Genomic DNA, 16515 nt, shown 5'->3' with positions numbered 1-16515 from the left:
CTGTGGACCGGCCCACAGGCGAACCAGTGGGACGACAGTTTCATCCCGGTCGTGGCCATGTTCGTCTGCCACACGTCGAACATCCTGGCCGGCCGTGCATCGGCATGGATGGCGCAAGAAGCCCGACACCTCTCGGACCGGCTTGGGCTGACGCCTCAGGGCATGGCAGCACTCGGCTGGGCTCTGCCTCCCCAGCAGCACGCCCCGGCGCCTGTGGTGCCGCTCAAGGGCGCCTGATGGTGTCGGCCCGCCGTGCGGCCCGCGCAGGCCTGGACCGGCCGCCGGCCGAGACCAACGGCGTCCCGGATTGGGTGTGGGGCGAGGAAGTCAGACCGCGGAACTGGATCCGCGACCACGGCGGCTCCATCGAGGGCCGCTACGAGGCAGTCATGGAGTGGCTCGAGCAGTGCCGTCGGTGGCTCGAGGAACGCGGCCTGGTCATGGACGGCGTGAACGCAACGTACGAGGAGTTCCGCCGGATCCAGCGCGAGGAGCCGCACCGCATCCTCCGCCGCCCCCAGCTCGCCCCCGACTCTGCGCAACCCCATGACACGAGCGACGACTGAGAGGACCTCATGGACACCGAACGCCAGACCCTGCCGCCCGACGTCGGCCCGATGCTCCAGGACGCCCGGCTCCGCGCCGGCCTCCGACTGCGAGAGGCCGCCCGGATCGTCGGTATCTCCCACTCCTACCTCTTCCGCCTGGAGGCGTGCCTGCGGGTGCCATCCCGCACCGTGGCGGGCCTACTCGCCGACGCGTTCGCCCTCACGGACACCGAGCGGGCCCGGCTGATGGAGTTCGCCGTCACCGACGCTGGCCGCGACTGGCCCGGTCGGAAGGCTGCCTGACCGGTGCTCGGGCTCACCTACCTCGGGCGGCTCCCGTTCCTCCGGATCCCAGCACTCGCCGGACGGGCCGCTGTACGGCCTCCTGCGGCCGCTGTTCGCTCTCCACTTCCGTCCGTGCTCTCTGCGGACCCGAAAGCCGCTCTACGGGCAGCAGGCGCACCGCTGCCGCCTCCCCGGTCGGCTCGCTGACAACCGGCCCCGTGCCCAGCATTCGACGCTTCACGGGGTGATCCTGCCGCCCTCGGTGCAGTGACCCAACGTCACCCCTCCCGCTGATGTGCGTCTTTCGTGTCCTCTGCTGTCCCCACTGGCGTCCCTGTCACCCCCAAATCGCCCTGACCAGTAGCGTTACATCTATGCCAAAAACTGTGTACAGTCAGGGAGTCGGCAGCCGCCCGGGCCGCCGCGAAACGAGGGGGCACACCATGAACGCGATTCCCGACGGGCCCATCGACCGCGAACCGCTCGACTACCCGACGCCCGGCGTCTACCCGGACACCGCCCGCAAGGCCGAGATCCTCACGGACGTGTTCCGCGCGGCCGGTGTCGAGCTGGGCGAGTACGACGACCGGATCGCCACCTGGCTTGCCCAGACCGCCGACTGGTCAACGTTCGCCGTCATCACAAGCTGGGTGAAGCGGGCGGCACAGTCGTGAGCACGCCCCGCACCCCCTCTCTCCGTCTCGTGATGCTGCTCCGCGTCTCCACGGCCGGACAGTTGGACGGGTACGGGCTCGAGGCCCAAGAGAAGGACTGCCGGAAGTGGGCGCGCACGGCCGGCCCCGGGCTCGGGGGCGTGCGGATCATCCGCGTGTGCACCGATGGCGGGATCACGGGGAAGGCCGGCGACGACGAACGGCCCGGCCTGACCGAGGCTCTGCAGCTGCTCGCCAACGAAGAGGCAGACGGGATCCTCGCCCCGAACCTTGACCGGGTGGCCCGGCAACTCACCCAGCAGGAAGCCATCCTCTCCGTCGTCTGGGCGCACGGGGGCCGCATGTTCACCGCGGACCGAGGCGAGCACCTGCCCGACGATGACGACGACCCGATGCGTACCTTCGTCCGGCAGGTCATGGGCGCGGCCGCGCAGCTCGAGCGCGGGCTCATCGCCAAGCGGCTGCGCAACGGGCGGAAGACGAAGGCAGCGGCCGGCGGGTACGCCTACGGAGCACCGGCCTACGGGCAGCGCGCCGCGGACAAGACGCTGACCGTCGACTCTGACGAGGCCGCCGTCCTGGAGCAGATGCGCACCTGGCAGGAGGAAGGCGTCAGCATCCGCGGCATCTGCGAGCGGCTCAACTCCGCTGGCATCCCGAGCAAGCGCGGCGGGCGCTGGCACCCGACGACCGTTGCACGGCTCCTCAACCCGGACGCGCGAGCAGCTGCTCGACAGCAAGCCGCGCAGGCCCGCGCAGCCGAACGCGAGCACCTCAAGCGGCAGCGTGCCGAACGGCTGCTCTCCCGCCTGTCCTGACCACGCACCTTGCCACGCCCACAGGCCCGCCGGCACGACACCCGGCGGGCCTTCGTCGTCCCCGAGCATCGCCGCCAGGTCATGAGGCCCGCCTTTTCGGGCTCAGGTCATGACGGTCCAGGTTTCTGGACTTTCTGGACCCCCCTACGCGCGCACGCGATGAGACAGGCCCCCGGCGCCCTGAGCTGCACGGAGGTACATCGGTGGAACCCATGAGACCGTCCTACGCACGCGCGCACGAGAGCCGTCGCACGAGCGCGGTCAAACTTTCCCTACTCCATCAAGACGGCCCTCACGCGGGCCGTGCGCGGCCGGCCGCGCGGCCGCTCCTGCCTCCGTCCCGCTTCCGCTCGGCCGCCGCGCACCCTGGGCAGCCACGCCACACACACCACCCCACACCTGCCGACAGACGCCAACGGCCCCACAACCAACCACCCCATGGACCAGAGGCCATCGCAGGGCACCTCATGAACCGCGCAACCCGCCGCGCCATAGACGTGCCGCGCGCCGCCGTCGTCTGCGGGTCAGAGCAAAGGGGAGCGGCTTCGCCGCACGACCTTCGAGCGGCACCCGCCGGATGACCTCGAGCACCGCGGCCGCCGTGGCGGGGGGTGGGTAGCTGCTCTGAGGCTTTCCACCCCCCGGCGAGGCTTGTCCGGGGTTGCTGACCAAGTCCGACTGCGACTGTTCCCCCTGTTCCCCCCTGTTCCCCCACCTTGGAAACGGAGGGGAACACGCTGTGAACTGGGCTTTCTTCTCTCTGTTCCCCTGTTCCCCTAGAAATACAAGAGAGATCTATACACACGCGCTCGCGCACGCGCGCAGGACTCCCTCTTGTCTTGCTCTCAGAGGGGAACAGGGGAACAGTCCGTCCCGTATGACGTTTGACCTGCGCATTTGCTTGAAAAACTGTTCCCCCCACGGGGGAACACCGAGGGGAACTAGAGGGGGAACACACGAGAGAACCCCCAGCCGATGGCTGGGGGCTCACTCTCAGGCTGGGGCGGGCTGCTATTCGTTGGCTTCGGATCCGAGGGGGAAGCCGGCGTTGGTGAACTCGATCATCCACACTGAGGTCCGCCCGATGCGGACCTTCTGCCGGGGACGGACCTTGCCAGTCGACTTCTCCATGGATGTCGACACGTAACCGTCCGCGACCCATCGGCCGATTACCGCGGCGAGTTCGAAGCCCGCCCGGCTCAGCATCTCCTTGACCGCCTCGGGCCGGACCGCGATGCGCTCCTCACCGTCGCGGGTGGTGTAGGCACCGAGCCACTGAATGGGGGCCCGGCCGACGCCCGCAGCCTCGAGCTGGGGGGCGCTCTTGGACCAGATCTCATGCATGCGGGTGCCGACGTGCTCGCGCACCACATCCAGGGCCTGGCGCGGCCGGTCGTCGCTCTCGGCACTGGCGGCGAAGACGTCAAGCCACTGAGTGGGCGTCATAGGCGGGTAAGGCAGGATTCCCCACTCCGAGGCCAGGATCTCAGCAAGGGCGAAGACGCCTACGGTGCGAGAGCGCCTGGCGCTGATGGCGTTGTCGCCGACGAGCTGGGCGGTGAGCTGCTCGTGCCGAAGTTTCAGCGACTCCAGTCCGCCGCTGCTCGCCAGCACTTCGGTGAGGCGCTGGACGAAGGCCGGCCCGGCGTGCCCGTGGTGCCGGGTAAAGCCCGCGCGCACTGCGTTGGCCGTGGCCGCGTCGGGCATGGGCTCGCCTTCAACGCGGTGAACGCGGGCGCTGATGCCCTGGTGGTTGCTCATCGTGAGTAGGGACTGTTCGCCTGTGGAGAGCACCACGCACTCCCACTCGAGGCCTGAGTTCCAGCCCTTCGCGCGGGAGCGGCCCCGGCCGGTGGGGATCATGTACAGCAGCTCCCCAACGCGGTCGCGGTCGTTGGGCTTGATGTGCTGCGACTCGTCCAGGAGCACCGGCAGCCCGCGGACGAGGTTTATGCGCTCCTCGATCATGTACAGCGTCGATGCCCAGGAGTAGGCCGCGCCGCCGGTCTCGAGGGGGTGCATGAAGGTGGAGATCCCGGCCTCCGCAGCGGTGGTCTTGCCCCGGCCAGAGAACCCGGAGATGTCCACGGTGGTGCTGCCGACACCGAGCGGGCGAAGGAGGGGAGAACCGAGGCCGGCCGCGACACACAGGCGCGCGATGGGCTGGTCTTTGAGCAGTGCTGCGGTCTCCTGCCACCCCTGCAAGGTGCCCGCTGGCCGGTGCGCGGCTGCCGGGGCCGCCTGGCTCTCGTAGTTGGCCTGGAAGTCCACGCCGCCCGGTGCGGAGAGGAACGTGCCGTCGGGCTGCCAGCCGAGCCAGCGACGGAGCTGGGCCCGGGGGAGAATTCCCGTGTTCTCATCCTCGTAGGCGAGTAGCCACTTCTCGACGGGGGACGCGAAGCTCTCCGACGTGGGCAGGCCGAGCGCGCCGAGCGCCTTCACCAGTTCGCGCCCGCGCTTGGCGGTCTCGTGCGGGATGACGTGCCGCACCGGCTTCCCCTGGACGAGCCATGCCAGCTCGACACTCTGGGCCCCGTCCGGCGCGGTCAGGATTCGGGTGATGACCAGAGGGGTCGTCGTGATGCGTTCGTAGGTGGGTCCGTGGTCGCCCTTGCCGGGACGAACCAGGTAGACGCCCTTGGCGGTTAGAGACCAGCCCTCGGGAACGCTCGGGCGCCCGACGAGACCGAGAGCGTCGACCACGGTCCGAGAGACGAGGCGGGCCTCTTCGGCCGACTGCGGGGGGACGGTCGTCACGCGGCACCTGCCCCGCGGCTGGCGAGACCGCGCTCCCACCCGGACCGGATCGTGCGCAGGGACTCCCGCTCACTCTGCCCCGAGCGCAGAGCAGCGGCGAGCAGCTGCTCCCGCACGGTCGTCTCGTCCAGCACGGTGGGGGCCGTGGAGTGGAGCTCTCCGAGGCGCCGCGCGGCGGCGAACAGCTTTCTGTTCCGCTCGCCCTCGACCGCCTGGGCTACGTCGTCGGCAGCTCCCTCGAGGGCCGCGGCCGCGTACCGCTCCGCGCGGGTGGCCGTGGGCAGCAGCCGCACGGGTGCCGGCGGTCGGGGAGGAGCAGCGGGAGGAGAGGCGGGGCGGAGCAGTTCGAGCAGCCAGCCAGGCAACGGCTGCGGCCGCACCTCCGGGGCGCTCACCCGCTCGTACACGCGGCCCTGTGCAGTCGAGTACGACCCGGCCGCGATGACGTACCCGCCGACCCCGCGCACGTCGACCAGGGGCCCGATGTGGGGAGCCGTGGGGCCCTCCCCGGTGGCGCAGCCGATGAGCGGCCCCTCTGCGGGCTGCTGGAAGTACAGGTGCATGCCGCCCGAGGGCGTAAGCACGGAATAGGTCTCGGGCCAGTCGGCGCCGGCCTCCCGAGCGAGCAGCTCGAGCACATCCGTACCGCCGTGGCAGCCGGACCACCGACCCTCGAGCGGCCGGGTGTCCCCCTTGGGCATGTCGAGGTCGACCACGACCAGGCCGCGCCCGTTCGTGCCGCGCCCGGTGAGCAGGCCGACGTGGGCCCGCTTGAAGCGGCCAGACCACCAGGAGTCGACCTGTGCCGGGTCGGAGAACGGGGCGAGCTGCTCGGGGGAAGCATCCCGGCCGAAGCCGGGAACCAGCGCACCCTTGTCCCTTCTCGAACAGGGAATGACCGGCACGCCACGGGACAGCCACGTGAGCGCCACGGCCCGCTGCTGTTCTGTGAGATTCACGGCCGGCGCCGCGGCCGCCGTGGAAGGGAGAGCACCCGCCGGGCTGTCGCGCGGGGTGGAAGGCTCTCTGACGCTAGCTGCACTGACCTGCGGGTTTTGCATCGTGCTACGTCCCTATTGGGTAAGGGACGGCCACCCGGCGGCGATCAAACGCCGCCTCGTCTCGAAGTGGGGAGGGTCTGCGGCTACGCTGGCTGCTGCACCTTCCTGGCAGATGTGTGCAGCTTCTGCAGACCGATCTCCACCGGATGACCGTCCGGTATTTGTGGGAGACTCCCGGTATGCGTCCCTGAGGGTCTGGTGTTTGCCGCACCAGGCCCTCGACGCATGTCTGGGCCTAAGCCACAGCCGGGAGGTCGTTCTCTTCGAGTACCGAGTTGTGGATCCGGATGAGTCGCCCGGTCGGGCCGACCCTCCGGACGCGCAGCTCTCCGCTCTCGGCCCACCGAATGACGGTGCGCGTCGAGACGCGGAAGTGGTCGGCGACTTCACGCACCGTCAGCCACTCTGCCTCGCGATTTTCCATGCTTACCTCCTGCGGCACCTGCTGCCTGAAATGACAGTAGCCGGATAGGTCGACCGTGTCAGAAGCGCTTCCCACGGCTCCCTTTGGCGTGGGTGCCGCCCCTGTCATCTCTGTACGTCTGTGGCCGAAATTTGTTACGGGGCATAGACGGAGTGAGCGGCCCATGCGTTACACCTGGTCGCCTGCTGAGTAGTAGTCGCCAGTGGCTGGCTGGACGGGCCAGCGGGCCTCCCCGCGGCGCTGAAGCGGGTACCGGACGCCGAACAGCTCGCCAGACATCCGGATGTCCTGGACCTCAACGACCCGCGCTTTCTTGCCTCGCCCGAGAGTTGCGATCCGCAGGATGCGTAGGAGGGGCACGCCGGGAGGAAGGAGCAGGGCCTCCGCCTCGTTCGGGCTTGGCGTAGCCGCGGTGACCTCCTCTTCCCACTGGAGGGGTTGCTGCGCCCATTCCTCAATCCGGTCGTAAGAACCGCCCAGGCCTGTATCACCGGCGAGGACCGGCACGTCTTCCACGATGGTCGGGTGGAACCAGGACGTTGTGAGCTGCCGGTACTGCGGCTGTTCCGGGTCACCGTTGGCACGCTCCCGGACGACGACGGGCGTGCCGGGGTCGACTCCCAAGAGTTCGGCGATGTCCGCTGGCACGGGTTTGTTGTCGACGGCCAGGCCAAGCCCCGGGATGGTGCGCCAGTGCTGGACTGTCGGCCCGGAGTAGTAGCCGAGGTGGTCCCGTTCGATGCTGCGAGATCGCACTAGGCGTGTGGTGGGACGCGCGCGCACGATCGTTCCCGCCCGGCCGCCCGGAGACTCCGCCAGCCCCTCAGCCTTGAGCTGGTTCAACGCCTGACGTGCCGTCTGCCGGTTTACCGAGTAGTCCTCAGCCAGCTGTTCCATGCTCGGTAGCCGGTCCCCCGGCTGCAGCTCGCCTTGCTGAATCTGCGTGCGCAACGCCGCTGCGATCTCTTCAGCTGATCTGGCCATGGCTCGCCTCCCTCCATCTCTCCTAGCTGCTAAGACCATACGTGCTAGCACGTAGATGTTGACACACCTCGCGGGCAGAGGGCAATATCGAAGAGTCGAAACGTGCTAGCACGTTTCGGCCCAGTCTGGCGTACCCGAACGCCAGAAGAGGAGCTTCACCTGGGCGCAAAGAGGGCCCGCCGGCCAGGGCGGGCCCTCGAGCGAACCGCCGTGCCTGTGACAAGGAGCGATCCGCCATGCGCAACGTTATCTGTGCCCCGCCCGGGGCATCCCTCTGCCTCACCGACCAGGAACGCGACGAGCTCAGCAAGAAGGTCCGGGAAGCGAACCGGCGCAGCGAGCAGGGCCGCGGGGGTGGTCAGCGATGACGCGCCGCCTTTTCCTCGCCCTGGTCGTCGCGCTCCTGGTCGCTGAATGCGTCGCCCAGTTCGGGATGCACGACCAGGAATGGACCACGGTCTTCGCCCTGCTGGCCCTCGCCGTGATCGCCATCCGATGGGCCACCGGTTCGCAGACGCCCGAGGAGCGGGAATGCCCCGCCGACTGCCCCAAGTGCGCCGAGTCCGAGTCGACAGGTGAAGCGATGAGCGAGCCCATGAGCTTCCAGGAGCGGATGTTCCTGGAGAGCGAAGCCGTATACGCCGCGATCGAGCGGGGCGAAGTCCAGGACGTCGAAGCCGCGCTCATGGACGCCCAGGTCCGCGCCTCCGAGGAGACGGAGGGCGACGCATGAACCGCCGCTCCCGCCTGCTCGCCGCCGTGGCTCTGCTCGCCGTCGTCTGGCCCCCGGTCGCCGCCGTCCTGCTGGCCGCCGCCGGACTGCTGGCCGCCCACCCCGCGCCCGTGTGCACCGCGGCCGCCGTCGTGCTCCTGGCCGGCACCGTGCCCGGCCCGGTCGACCGCGCCCTGACCCGACTCATGCCCCACCGCACCGCGACCCCGAAGAGGAGTGCCCGGTGACCATCGCACCCGAGACGACCGACTGGCGGGCCGCCCGCCGAGCAGACAAGGCCGCCGAGGCACAGCAGCGCCGCGAAGACGAGCGGCTGCGCGCCGAACTGGGCCGCGAAGAGCGCGCCTTCCGTGACGAGCGGGCCGCCGCCCGCCGCGCCCAGGAAGACGAGCGCAAGCGGGAGCTGGCCGCGCAGCGCCGCAAGGACAAGGCCGCGGCCGCCGCCCAGCGCTCCGCCCGGTGGCGCAAGCGCGTGCGCGCCGTACGCGAGAACGGGGATGTGGCCGCCACGCTCGCCGTGATGGCGTGCGGCATGGTGCCCGCCCTGGTCGCCCAGTACCGCGCCCTGGTCGGCATGGGCCTGGGCCTGCTGCTCGGCTGCCTGCTGCCCGTCATGCTCGAGCTGGGCGCATGGGCCGCCACCGCCGGGGAGGCCCGGGCGCTGCGGGAACACCGCCGCGTCGCCCCGTACCGCATCGCCGTCTGGTCGTTCGCCACCCTCGCCGCCGGGGTCAACGCCTGGCACGGCTCCCACGACTACGGCCCCGCCGGCGGAATCGTCCTCGCCGCGTCCTCGATCGCCCCCGTCGCCCTCTGGCACATGGTCATGGCCGGACGGCACTCCGCGAAGGCCAAGCGGACGAAGGCGGAGATCGCCGCAGAGCGAAAGGCCAAGGCCGAAGCGAAGGAACGCCAGGCGCACGCCAAGGCCCGCCGCAAGCACCACCCGAAGGTCGCCGCCGTTGCCGACCGGCTCATGTCCGCCGCCCCGTTCGGCACCCTCACCGCCGACGAGGCGTGGGCGCAGGCGTGGAAGGCCGTGCACGGCGCGGAGACGCCGGGCATGACCGCGGAGCTGTACGCCGCGAGCGCGGCCGCACGGCACCGCCTGGGCACCGCGTTCGACCTCGCCCCCGACCAGGCCGAGGAGATCCGCACGGGACTACTGGAGTCCATCTACGGGCCCGCGCACCGCCCGGTGCCCGTTCTCGGCAAGGTCTCCCCGCTCGCCCGCCGCGCCGCCAAGAAAGCGCAGGTCGCGGACCAAATCCCCCCGGCCGACACGAGCGACGCGAAGCCCGCCACCGCCAAGGCCCGTCCGAAGCCGCCTCGCCGCCGCAAGGGCGACACCGCGCCCTATCACCCGGCGGCCCGCGCAGCGGCCCGTGAGACGGCTCTCCGCGCCGCCAACTGACCACCGCCCAGACAAGCCCGGGGCCGGGCTCAACCGACCAAAGCAGCGCCCGGCCCCGTCCTCTCCCGAAGGAGACGACCAGCATGTCCGACACGATCCGCCGCCCCGAGGACGACACCCCCGCCGCGCCGGTAGTCGACCTCGACAAGGCCCGCGCCGCCCGGATCCCGGCGCCCGAGATCCCGGGCCCGGAGGTCGACCTCCCCCAGCTCCCGGACGACCCCGCCGGCGACCTGCCGTGGCTGCCCGCCTGGACCCGCACCCGCGAGGGCCAGAAGGCCGCCGCCCGCCGTGCCGCGAGGGCCGCCCGCCGATCGGCCCGCCGCTGGGCCTCGAGGCAGCGCACCGAGCGCGGCCACGCCGCCCAGATCGCCCGCGGAACCCGCCGCACCCACGAATGGGTGATCGGCTTCCACGGCGTCCACGTCCAGGCCGCTGCCCACCAGGCGCACACCGCCACCCGCGACGCCCGGGCTGCCGCCCGCCGCGCCCGGTACACGGTCATGCCGAAGCAGAAGCAGGCCGCCCGACTCCACGCCGACCGGGCGCAGACCGAAGCGATGGCCGCCGTCCAGGCCCACAAGGCTGCCAAGCGGGAGGTCCGACGCGGCCGCATGCTGCGCGGTGCCGTCGCCTACGGCACGCCCCTGCTGGTCGACACCACCGCCCTGGTGGAGTTCGGGTGGCTGGGCCTGGCCGGCGGAGTGTTCAGCACGCTCAGCGTCGCCGCCTGGATCGGCCGCAAGCCGCTCACCGCAGAGTCGTTCGACCTCGAGCGGCGCTCCCTCGCCGACGGCGACCCGCTCACCGAGTCGATGCTCAACCGGGCGTTCATCGCCGCCAAGGTGATCGGCGAGGGCCAGGAGCTGCGGCTCCTCACCCCCGTCATCAGCGACGGCGAGGACGCGTGGACGGTCATGCTCGAACTGCCCGACGCCACCGTCGACAAGGCCCGCGCCCGCGAGGTCGAGATCGCCGCCGCCCTCGGCATCGACCGGGCGCAGCTCGACCTGCGGCAGGCCGGCGGAGAGTCCCGCCTCACGCTGTGGGCGTCCATGCGCGACCCGTTCGACCGCACCGTGCGCTCCCCGCTGCTCGACCGGCGCGAGCCGCTCAACACGTGGCGGGACGGGATCCCGCTCGCGTTCGACAAGCGCGGCCGCATCGTCACCGTCACGATCTCGGACTACTCGCTGCTGTTCGGTGGGGCCACCCGCTCCGGTAAGGGCATGGGCGTGGCGAACGTGCTGGCCGGGGCGCTCCTCGACCCGCGCGTGCGCATCCGCCTGTTCGACGGCAAGGGCACCGGCGAATACGTGCCGCACGCCCCGGTGCTGCACACGTTCGTCCGCCGCAACCCGGCCCGGCTCCGCGACTTCCTCAAGGTCATGGTCGGCGAGATGAACCGCCGCACCGAGATCCTGGTCGACCTCAGCCTGTCCAAGCTGTCCGAGGACCTCATCGAGCAGGTCGGCGGCATCGAGCTGGTCATCGTGGACGAACTGGCCACGTACACCGCCCCGGAGGGCCCGTCGAAGGAGTACGCCGAGGAGATCGTGGAGTACCTCGCGCAGATCGCCGCCGTGGGCGCCGCAGTTGGCATCGTCCTGGTGCTGGCCACCCAGTACCCCGAGGTCGCCATCGTCCCGTCGCGGCTGCGCGGCAACTGCTCTGGCCGCATGGCGATGCGCACCGAGAACGCCGACGCGTCCAACACGATCCTCGGCAAGGGCATGGCGGGCAACGGCTACGACTCCAGCAAGATTCCCAACGCCAAGAGCACGCGCGGCCGCGGCTGGCTCACCACCCCCGACACCGGGATGATCGCCGTCCGGTCCCTGTTCATCGACGAGAGCACCGGGGAGATCCGCACCCCCATCGCCATCGGGACCGAGCTGCGCCGCGCCGCCGGCACTCTGCCTGGGCACTGCGAGGACCCGGTGGAGACCGCCCTGCTGCGCATCACCGGGGCGTCCTCGGTGGCCGGCGGACGCAACGGAAACGGCGGCATCGTCCGCGGCACCGTCCTGGACCACCTCGTCACGGCGGCCGCCAACACCGGCCGCGGTTCCATCACCAACGCCGAGGCGTTCACCGCCCTCGCCCGGGTCGCCCCCGACCGGTACGCCCGCACCGAGGGCGAGAGCGACGCCGCGTGGATGTCCCGCGCAGGCAAGGCCCTCAAAGCGCAGATCGAAGCTCTCGGGGTCGATCTGGAGTCCGTGCGGGTCACCGCCGCCGACAACTCCCGGCCCAACGGCTACACCCTGGCCGCGCTCCAGCAGGCCGCCGAGGACGCCCGGAACGCCCGGAATTGACCCCCTGACAGACCCCTGCCCACGCGGGATCGCCGCAGGTCAGAGCGTCGCCCCGATCGGCCGGACCCTTGCCAGCCCCTGCCAGCCCAACCCGGAAACGGCAAGGCGTGGCAACGGTCCGGCCCCACCCCTCCCGTCGCTGACCTGCACAAACGTCCGCCTGTCAGGGCGGTGGCAAGGGTCCGGCAGACGTACAAACCACCACACTTCGCCCGAGAGAAGGCCCGCCATGGAATCCACGCCCAACACCCAGGCACAGCAGATCATCGACGCCGTCAACGACGCCCTGGCGCCGGCCGTGCCGACGTCGTTCCGGGACGACACCCCCGTCCCCACGATCGGCCCGACCCCGCCCGTCGTGCAGCCCGGACGGCCGCCCATGTCCCAGCGGGCCACCGACGCCAGCGCCCTGATGCTGTCCGCCGGCGCCGCCTCCATCCCGATCGGCGGCATGGCCTCCCTGTTCGTCTACACCCTCGGCCACGTCGACCCGACCACGCTCGCCATCGCCGCGGCCGCGCCCGCCACGATCGCCCTGCCGATCCTCGCCCTGTGCCGCCTGGCCGGCCGCGCCAAGCATGTCGTGGAAGCCGCTCCGCCCGTGCACCACCACCACTACGCCGGGCCCGTCGACCAGCGCACCGTCAACGCCAACGCCCGCGGCCTGTTGGCCAAGAGCCGCGGCGAGATCAAGGGCTGACCGTCGTGAAGACCACTGCCGACCTGAAGCTACTGGGCATCGCGCACGTCGACGGCCAGCAGCTCGCCTGTACCGACTGCGGGAACTCCTTCTCCCTCGAGGTCCACAAGCGCGGCATGTTCGAGGCCTCGCCCGCCTGGGTCTGCTGCCTGGCCTGCGGCCACGGCGAGGACTCCCCGCTCATCACGAACGGCCTGGTCGACGCCGTCCTCGCCTCCCGTATCGCCCGCCTGACGGACGCCGACCGCGACATGTTCGCCGCCGAATGGCGCGACAGCGTCATGACCGGCGAACTGCTGCCGCTGCTCGACATGCACGAGCTGGCCGGCGCCGCCAAGGCCGCGCACCAGGTCGTCGCCCCCGAGGTCAAACGGTGGTGGCGGTCGAAGAAGAAGCAGGCCAAAGCCCGCGTGAAGGGCGCGGCCCGTGCCGCTACCGGCATGGCGAAGGAGAAGGCGGGCGACGCGGTGGACACGGCGAAGGCCGCCGCGCTCACCGCGGCCTGGACGATGCAGACCGGCGGGGCCGGGCCGACCACGAGCACCAGGCCGAAGCGCCGGCGCTGCGGCGTGAAGGGCTGCCGGGGCGGCATGCTCACCATCCGGACCCGCGTCCACTCCACCACCGGCAAGACGCAGACAGCCAAGGTGCCGTGCGGGGTGTGCCACCGCGCGGGGGGTGGGAAGTGATGGCCCGCCGCGTCAAGCCCCGCACCCCGAAGCGCGCCCCGGAGACCAACGTGTCCGGACAGATGGGTCTGTTCGGCAGCACGGAACCGTGGCAGCCCACCGGCTGCCGCTGCTGGCCCGTCAACAACCGCGGCTGCGGCCACTGCCGGCCGTGCTCAACCTGCCAGGACTGCGGACGCTGCGCCGGCACCGGCTGCTCCTGCGCATGCGGAGACGACTGACACCCCGACACGGAACGACTAAGGCCCCCGCTGGCTGCCCGGCGGGGGCTCTGCTGTTTGTGCCTACTGCTGACGCGAGCGCAGTTCCTCCATGACCGCCGCCACCAGCGGCCGCGCCATTTCCACCTCGTCCGGGTTGCTGGTGAGGATCTCCACCAGGATCCGCACCACCTCGGCTGCAGGAACGTCGGCCACGTCCAACTGCCCAGCCGACCACGACGACCAGCTCTTGAGTCGGCGATGCAGCGCCGGCGGCATGTCCACCGTCATCCGCACCGGCTTGGTCCGCACCTCAGAGGCCCGCCGCACCGGCGCCCCCTCGCCGCGGTTCCGCCCCGCCGCGGCCCGGGCCATCCGCTCCTCACGCTGCGCGGCCGTCTCCCGCATCACTTGCCCGCCCTCTCAAGCAGCTCGGTCGCCAACTGGTCATAGGCCGTGTTCGTGTCGGGCTCCGCCCCGAACGACTGCGCGAACACCTCGAGCCGGGGGATCGCCGTCGTCAGCACGTCGTAGCCCTGCCGGGTCAGCACCCGACGCGCTGACGGGCCCGAGGCCGCGCCCGAGACCACACGGTTGAGCAGCACGCAGGTCTGCGAGTCCGGCCGCACCACGTCCTCCATCTCCTCGAGGACGCCCGCGAGCGGGGACATGCGGTCCAGCTCGATCCCGGTAGGCGCGACCGGCACGACCCGGAGGTTCGCCCACCGCATCGCTGACCGGGCGATAGGGGCGTGGTCTTCGACCTGGGGGATATCCCCGATCACCACGTCCGTGGCGTAGTCGTCGGCCCGCCGGTGGAAGTCCTTCACGGGCAGCCCGGCAATCTTGAAGGGGAAGCCGCCGACCTGATCCGACCACTCCAGAGCGGAGGCTCCCGGGTCGGCGTCGGCCAGGCAGACGGACAGGCCCCGCCGGTGGAAGGCGTACGCCAGCCACACGGCCGAGGTCGTCTTCCCCGTCCCCGGCTTCAGGTTGAGAAACGCGATTCGCAGCATGCGCCGGACGGTACCGGCATGCAGTAGTGCAGTAAGCACGGACCCACTGCATGCCGTGATTCCGTGTCTGCTATGGGCTCTGACCTGCTGAAACCTGCGGCACTGCATGCAGTAATGCAGTGCTTCCGTGTGCAGTAATGCAGTGCTTCCGTATCAAGCATTACTGCATGCCGTAGATACTGCATGCAGTAACGTGGCCCCCGTCGGTCCCGAGTACCACCGCAGGTGTTTCATCTGAAACACGTGCGTCCCGCATTGCGGTGGCCGGCAGGGTCACCGCCCCCACAGTCGGGCCGGAATTCGCAGCGCCGGCCTCAGGGCCCGCCCCTCACCAGGGCGGGCCCTTGCCGTGTTTCTGGAGCCCGTCGGGGACCGGTCCCCGCCCCGTCCGCACGCGGGAGCAACTGCCCTTGGGCACCGGAGGGAACGACTGCGTAAATCCGATCTACGGTCATTGGGACAGAAAGCGACGAACGCGTCGTGCCCGCCGATTCGCACCGGATGTGCCGCATGAGGAGCAAGCCGAACAACAAGCGCAAGGTCTTCTGCGCGTCCTGTGCCCGCCGACTGGAACGCGGCCAGTACAAGCGTTGCCCGCTCGGCTGCGGCGCTGCCCTGTGCGGCCGGCGCGGCTACTGCGGGAACGACCACCTCCCCTACAACTGCCCCAGCTACCAGGCCCCTCGCGGTCTCACGGAAGCCCGCGCCGACGCCAATCCCAGCTACCCGCCGTCCGCCGGCTGAACAGGAGCAACCCCATGGGACCCGAGGAACTCGGAGACGTGCCGCCCTACATCGCCAAGCGCATGGAGATCCGGCGCGAGGTCGCCGCCATCGTCGCGGAAGTGACACCGCAGCCCGAGCCCGCCGAGCACCCCGCCGGCCACTTCGCCGACCCCGAGACGCCCGACCACGAAGTCGCCGAGTACCTGGCCACGTTCGGCCGCCACACCAGCAGATACCGCCCCGAACACTGAGGAGACCGACATGCACACCAGCGAGATAAAGCAGCACCTGGACGCCTGCGCCATCACCGCCCTGATGGGCACCGCCGCCCGCGGTATCCACACACTGCCCGACGGCATCGCCGCCACCGTCGCCGAGATCCAGGACCTGGTCGACGAACACGCCGACCGGTTCCACCAGATCACCAACCCCCGAGCCGCCCGCGCCATCCAGGAGCGGCTCGACCAGCTCGGTGCTGCCACGGCCTACGGCAACGCGACCACGCTCATCACCGAGCATCTGCAGCCCGCACTCTCACGCTTCCTCACCAGCGTCAGTGCCGACCTCGTCACCGCAGGCCGGTACGTCGACCACACCGGCCCGGCCAGCGACCTGCTCAGCGAGACCGACGACGTACGCCAGGCATACCTGCGCCTGGTCGACGGCTACGCCACCTACGCCGACCTGCGCGCCGGCTGGGCTCTGCTACGCGGCCGCGAGTCACTGACCACCACCGACCCGCAGGGCATCCACAGCCCGCTCGCCGAGGTCGCCAACATCCCCGACCTCTACGACGGATGGAAGCTCGCAGCTGCTGGCCGCGCCGCCTGGCCGTGGCACTCCACCGCCTTCCACTGCCGCATGAACTGGCTCCTCTCGCACGGCGCCCGCGTGTGGCTGCCGACCGGTGCCGAACAGTCCACGGTCTGGCAGCAGTACCACCCCGCCGCCCGCATCCACGCGGCCTGAGACCGCGGCCGCCGCAGCGACTCCTCAGGCTGCGGCGGCCGCCACCCTCTGTGACCAGCGACAACCACCCCCCCACGCACGGACCTCCCCCCACCCCCAGCGCCAGGACCGCGGGGGAGGTGTGGCTGGGGTTTTCAAAGCGGTTGGACTCAACTCGCCAGATTCCTTGATCACGACGCATGACTGAGAGTGAGGTGGT

21 protein-coding genes are annotated in these 16515 nt (G+C 70.7%); 15 read left to right on the top strand and 6 right to left on the bottom strand.

Annotation, left to right across the window (positions count from 1 at the left end; all coding sequences use genetic code 11):
- The 5 genes from ACZ7L1_RS38570 to ACZ7L1_RS38550 form a co-directional block, all read left to right on the top strand.
- A partial coding sequence (locus tag ACZ7L1_RS38570; RefSeq protein WP_471444298.1) for a hypothetical protein occupies positions 1-237 on the top strand: 237 nt, incomplete at its 5' end.
- Positions 237-566 (top strand): hypothetical protein, encoded by a 330-nt coding sequence (locus tag ACZ7L1_RS38565; protein ID WP_471444296.1) that lies wholly within the window; start codon positions 237-239, stop codon positions 564-566. The genes ACZ7L1_RS38570 and ACZ7L1_RS38565, both read left to right, overlap by 1 nt.
- A gap of 9 nt (positions 567-575) precedes the next feature.
- The gene (locus ACZ7L1_RS38560) at positions 576-851 is read left to right on the top strand and encodes a helix-turn-helix domain-containing protein (RefSeq protein ID WP_471444294.1); all 276 of its coding nucleotides are present in this window, start codon (positions 576-578) and stop codon (positions 849-851) included.
- Between the two features lie 425 nt (positions 852-1276).
- Positions 1277-1507, top strand: a complete 231-nt coding sequence (locus ACZ7L1_RS38555; RefSeq protein WP_471444292.1) for a hypothetical protein — start codon at positions 1277-1279, stop codon at positions 1505-1507.
- On the top strand, positions 1504-2325 hold the full coding sequence (locus tag ACZ7L1_RS38550) for a recombinase family protein (protein ID WP_471444290.1): 822 nt from the start codon (positions 1504-1506) through the stop codon (positions 2323-2325). The genes ACZ7L1_RS38555 and ACZ7L1_RS38550 overlap by 4 nt, the downstream gene beginning before the upstream one ends.
- Before the next feature lie 1011 nt (positions 2326-3336).
- Here ACZ7L1_RS38550 and ACZ7L1_RS38545 read toward each other — a convergent pair.
- The 4 genes from ACZ7L1_RS38545 to ACZ7L1_RS38530 form a co-directional block, all read right to left on the bottom strand.
- On the bottom strand, positions 3337-5082 hold the full coding sequence (locus ACZ7L1_RS38545; RefSeq protein WP_471444288.1) for a DUF927 domain-containing protein: 1746 nt from the start codon (positions 5080-5082) through the stop codon (positions 3337-3339).
- A complete protein-coding gene (locus ACZ7L1_RS38540) occupies positions 5079-6041 on the bottom strand; it encodes a bifunctional DNA primase/polymerase (protein WP_471444286.1) in 963 nt (320 codons plus the stop codon). Before ACZ7L1_RS38540 ends, ACZ7L1_RS38545 begins: the two co-directional genes overlap by 4 nt.
- Positions 6042-6378: 337 nt before the next feature.
- On the bottom strand, positions 6379-6567 hold the full coding sequence (locus ACZ7L1_RS38535; RefSeq protein WP_471444284.1) for a helix-turn-helix domain-containing protein: 189 nt from the start codon (positions 6565-6567) through the stop codon (positions 6379-6381).
- 168 nt (positions 6568-6735) lie between these two features.
- The gene (locus ACZ7L1_RS38530) at positions 6736-7551 is read right to left on the bottom strand and encodes a GntR family transcriptional regulator (protein WP_471444282.1); all 816 of its coding nucleotides are present in this window, start codon (positions 7549-7551) and stop codon (positions 6736-6738) included.
- Between the two features lie 236 nt (positions 7552-7787).
- Here ACZ7L1_RS38530 and ACZ7L1_RS38525 point away from each other — a divergent pair, with 236 nt between their 5' ends.
- The 7 genes from ACZ7L1_RS38525 to ACZ7L1_RS38495 all read left to right on the top strand — a co-directional run bounded on the left by ACZ7L1_RS38525 (position 7788) and on the right by ACZ7L1_RS38495 (position 13405).
- Entirely contained in the window at positions 7788-7919 is a 132-nt protein-coding gene (locus ACZ7L1_RS38525) for a hypothetical protein (protein WP_471444280.1), read from the top strand.
- Entirely contained in the window at positions 7916-8284 is a 369-nt protein-coding gene (locus ACZ7L1_RS38520; RefSeq protein ID WP_471444278.1) for a hypothetical protein, read from the top strand. Before ACZ7L1_RS38525 ends, ACZ7L1_RS38520 begins: the two co-directional genes overlap by 4 nt.
- Entirely contained in the window at positions 8281-8511 is a 231-nt protein-coding gene (locus ACZ7L1_RS38515) for a hypothetical protein (protein ID WP_471444276.1), read from the top strand. The genes ACZ7L1_RS38520 and ACZ7L1_RS38515 overlap by 4 nt, the downstream gene beginning before the upstream one ends.
- Positions 8508-9698, top strand: coding sequence for a hypothetical protein (locus tag ACZ7L1_RS38510; RefSeq protein WP_471444274.1), 1191 nt, complete (start codon positions 8508-8510; stop codon positions 9696-9698). The genes ACZ7L1_RS38515 and ACZ7L1_RS38510 overlap by 4 nt, the downstream gene beginning before the upstream one ends.
- Before the next feature lie 83 nt (positions 9699-9781).
- Positions 9782-12016: an FtsK/SpoIIIE domain-containing protein gene (locus tag ACZ7L1_RS38505; RefSeq protein WP_471444272.1), complete on the top strand. Its 2235-nt coding sequence runs from the start codon at positions 9782-9784 to the stop codon at positions 12014-12016.
- A 229-nt stretch (positions 12017-12245) separates the two neighbouring features.
- On the top strand, positions 12246-12716 hold the full coding sequence (locus ACZ7L1_RS38500; protein ID WP_471444270.1) for a hypothetical protein: 471 nt from the start codon (positions 12246-12248) through the stop codon (positions 12714-12716).
- A 5-nt stretch (positions 12717-12721) separates the two neighbouring features.
- Positions 12722-13405 carry a hypothetical protein gene (locus ACZ7L1_RS38495; protein WP_471444268.1) on the top strand — a complete coding sequence of 228 codons (684 nt, stop codon included), beginning with the start codon at positions 12722-12724 and terminating at the stop codon, positions 13403-13405.
- Between the two features lie 284 nt (positions 13406-13689).
- Here ACZ7L1_RS38495 and ACZ7L1_RS38490 read toward each other — a convergent pair whose 3' ends face one another.
- Both ACZ7L1_RS38490 and ACZ7L1_RS38485 read right to left on the bottom strand, forming a co-directional pair.
- A complete protein-coding gene (locus ACZ7L1_RS38490) occupies positions 13690-14013 on the bottom strand; it encodes a hypothetical protein (protein WP_471444266.1) in 324 nt (107 codons plus the stop codon).
- Positions 14013-14621: a nucleotide-binding protein gene (locus ACZ7L1_RS38485; protein WP_471444264.1), complete on the bottom strand. Its 609-nt coding sequence runs from the start codon at positions 14619-14621 to the stop codon at positions 14013-14015. The genes ACZ7L1_RS38490 and ACZ7L1_RS38485 overlap by 1 nt, the downstream gene beginning before the upstream one ends.
- Before the next feature lie 510 nt (positions 14622-15131).
- On the opposite strand from ACZ7L1_RS38485, the gene ACZ7L1_RS38480 reads away from it, so the two are divergent.
- Genes ACZ7L1_RS38480 through ACZ7L1_RS38470 form a run of 3 tightly spaced genes read left to right on the top strand, consistent with a single transcriptional unit; the run spans position 15132 to position 16316 of the window.
- Entirely contained in the window at positions 15132-15365 is a 234-nt protein-coding gene (locus tag ACZ7L1_RS38480) for a hypothetical protein (RefSeq protein ID WP_471444262.1), read from the top strand.
- Positions 15366-15379: 14 nt separating this feature from the next.
- A complete protein-coding gene (locus tag ACZ7L1_RS38475) occupies positions 15380-15598 on the top strand; it encodes a hypothetical protein (RefSeq protein ID WP_471444260.1) in 219 nt (72 codons plus the stop codon).
- A 10-nt stretch (positions 15599-15608) separates the two neighbouring features.
- The gene (locus ACZ7L1_RS38470; protein ID WP_471444258.1) at positions 15609-16316 is read left to right on the top strand and encodes a hypothetical protein; all 708 of its coding nucleotides are present in this window, start codon (positions 15609-15611) and stop codon (positions 16314-16316) included.
- Positions 16317-16515 lie beyond the last annotated feature (199 nt).

Source organism: Streptomyces sp. NPDC107546, from assembly GCF_055639175.1.
The sequence above is the reverse complement of the archived record's forward strand: the minus strand, read 5'-3'. Positions and strand labels throughout refer to the sequence as shown.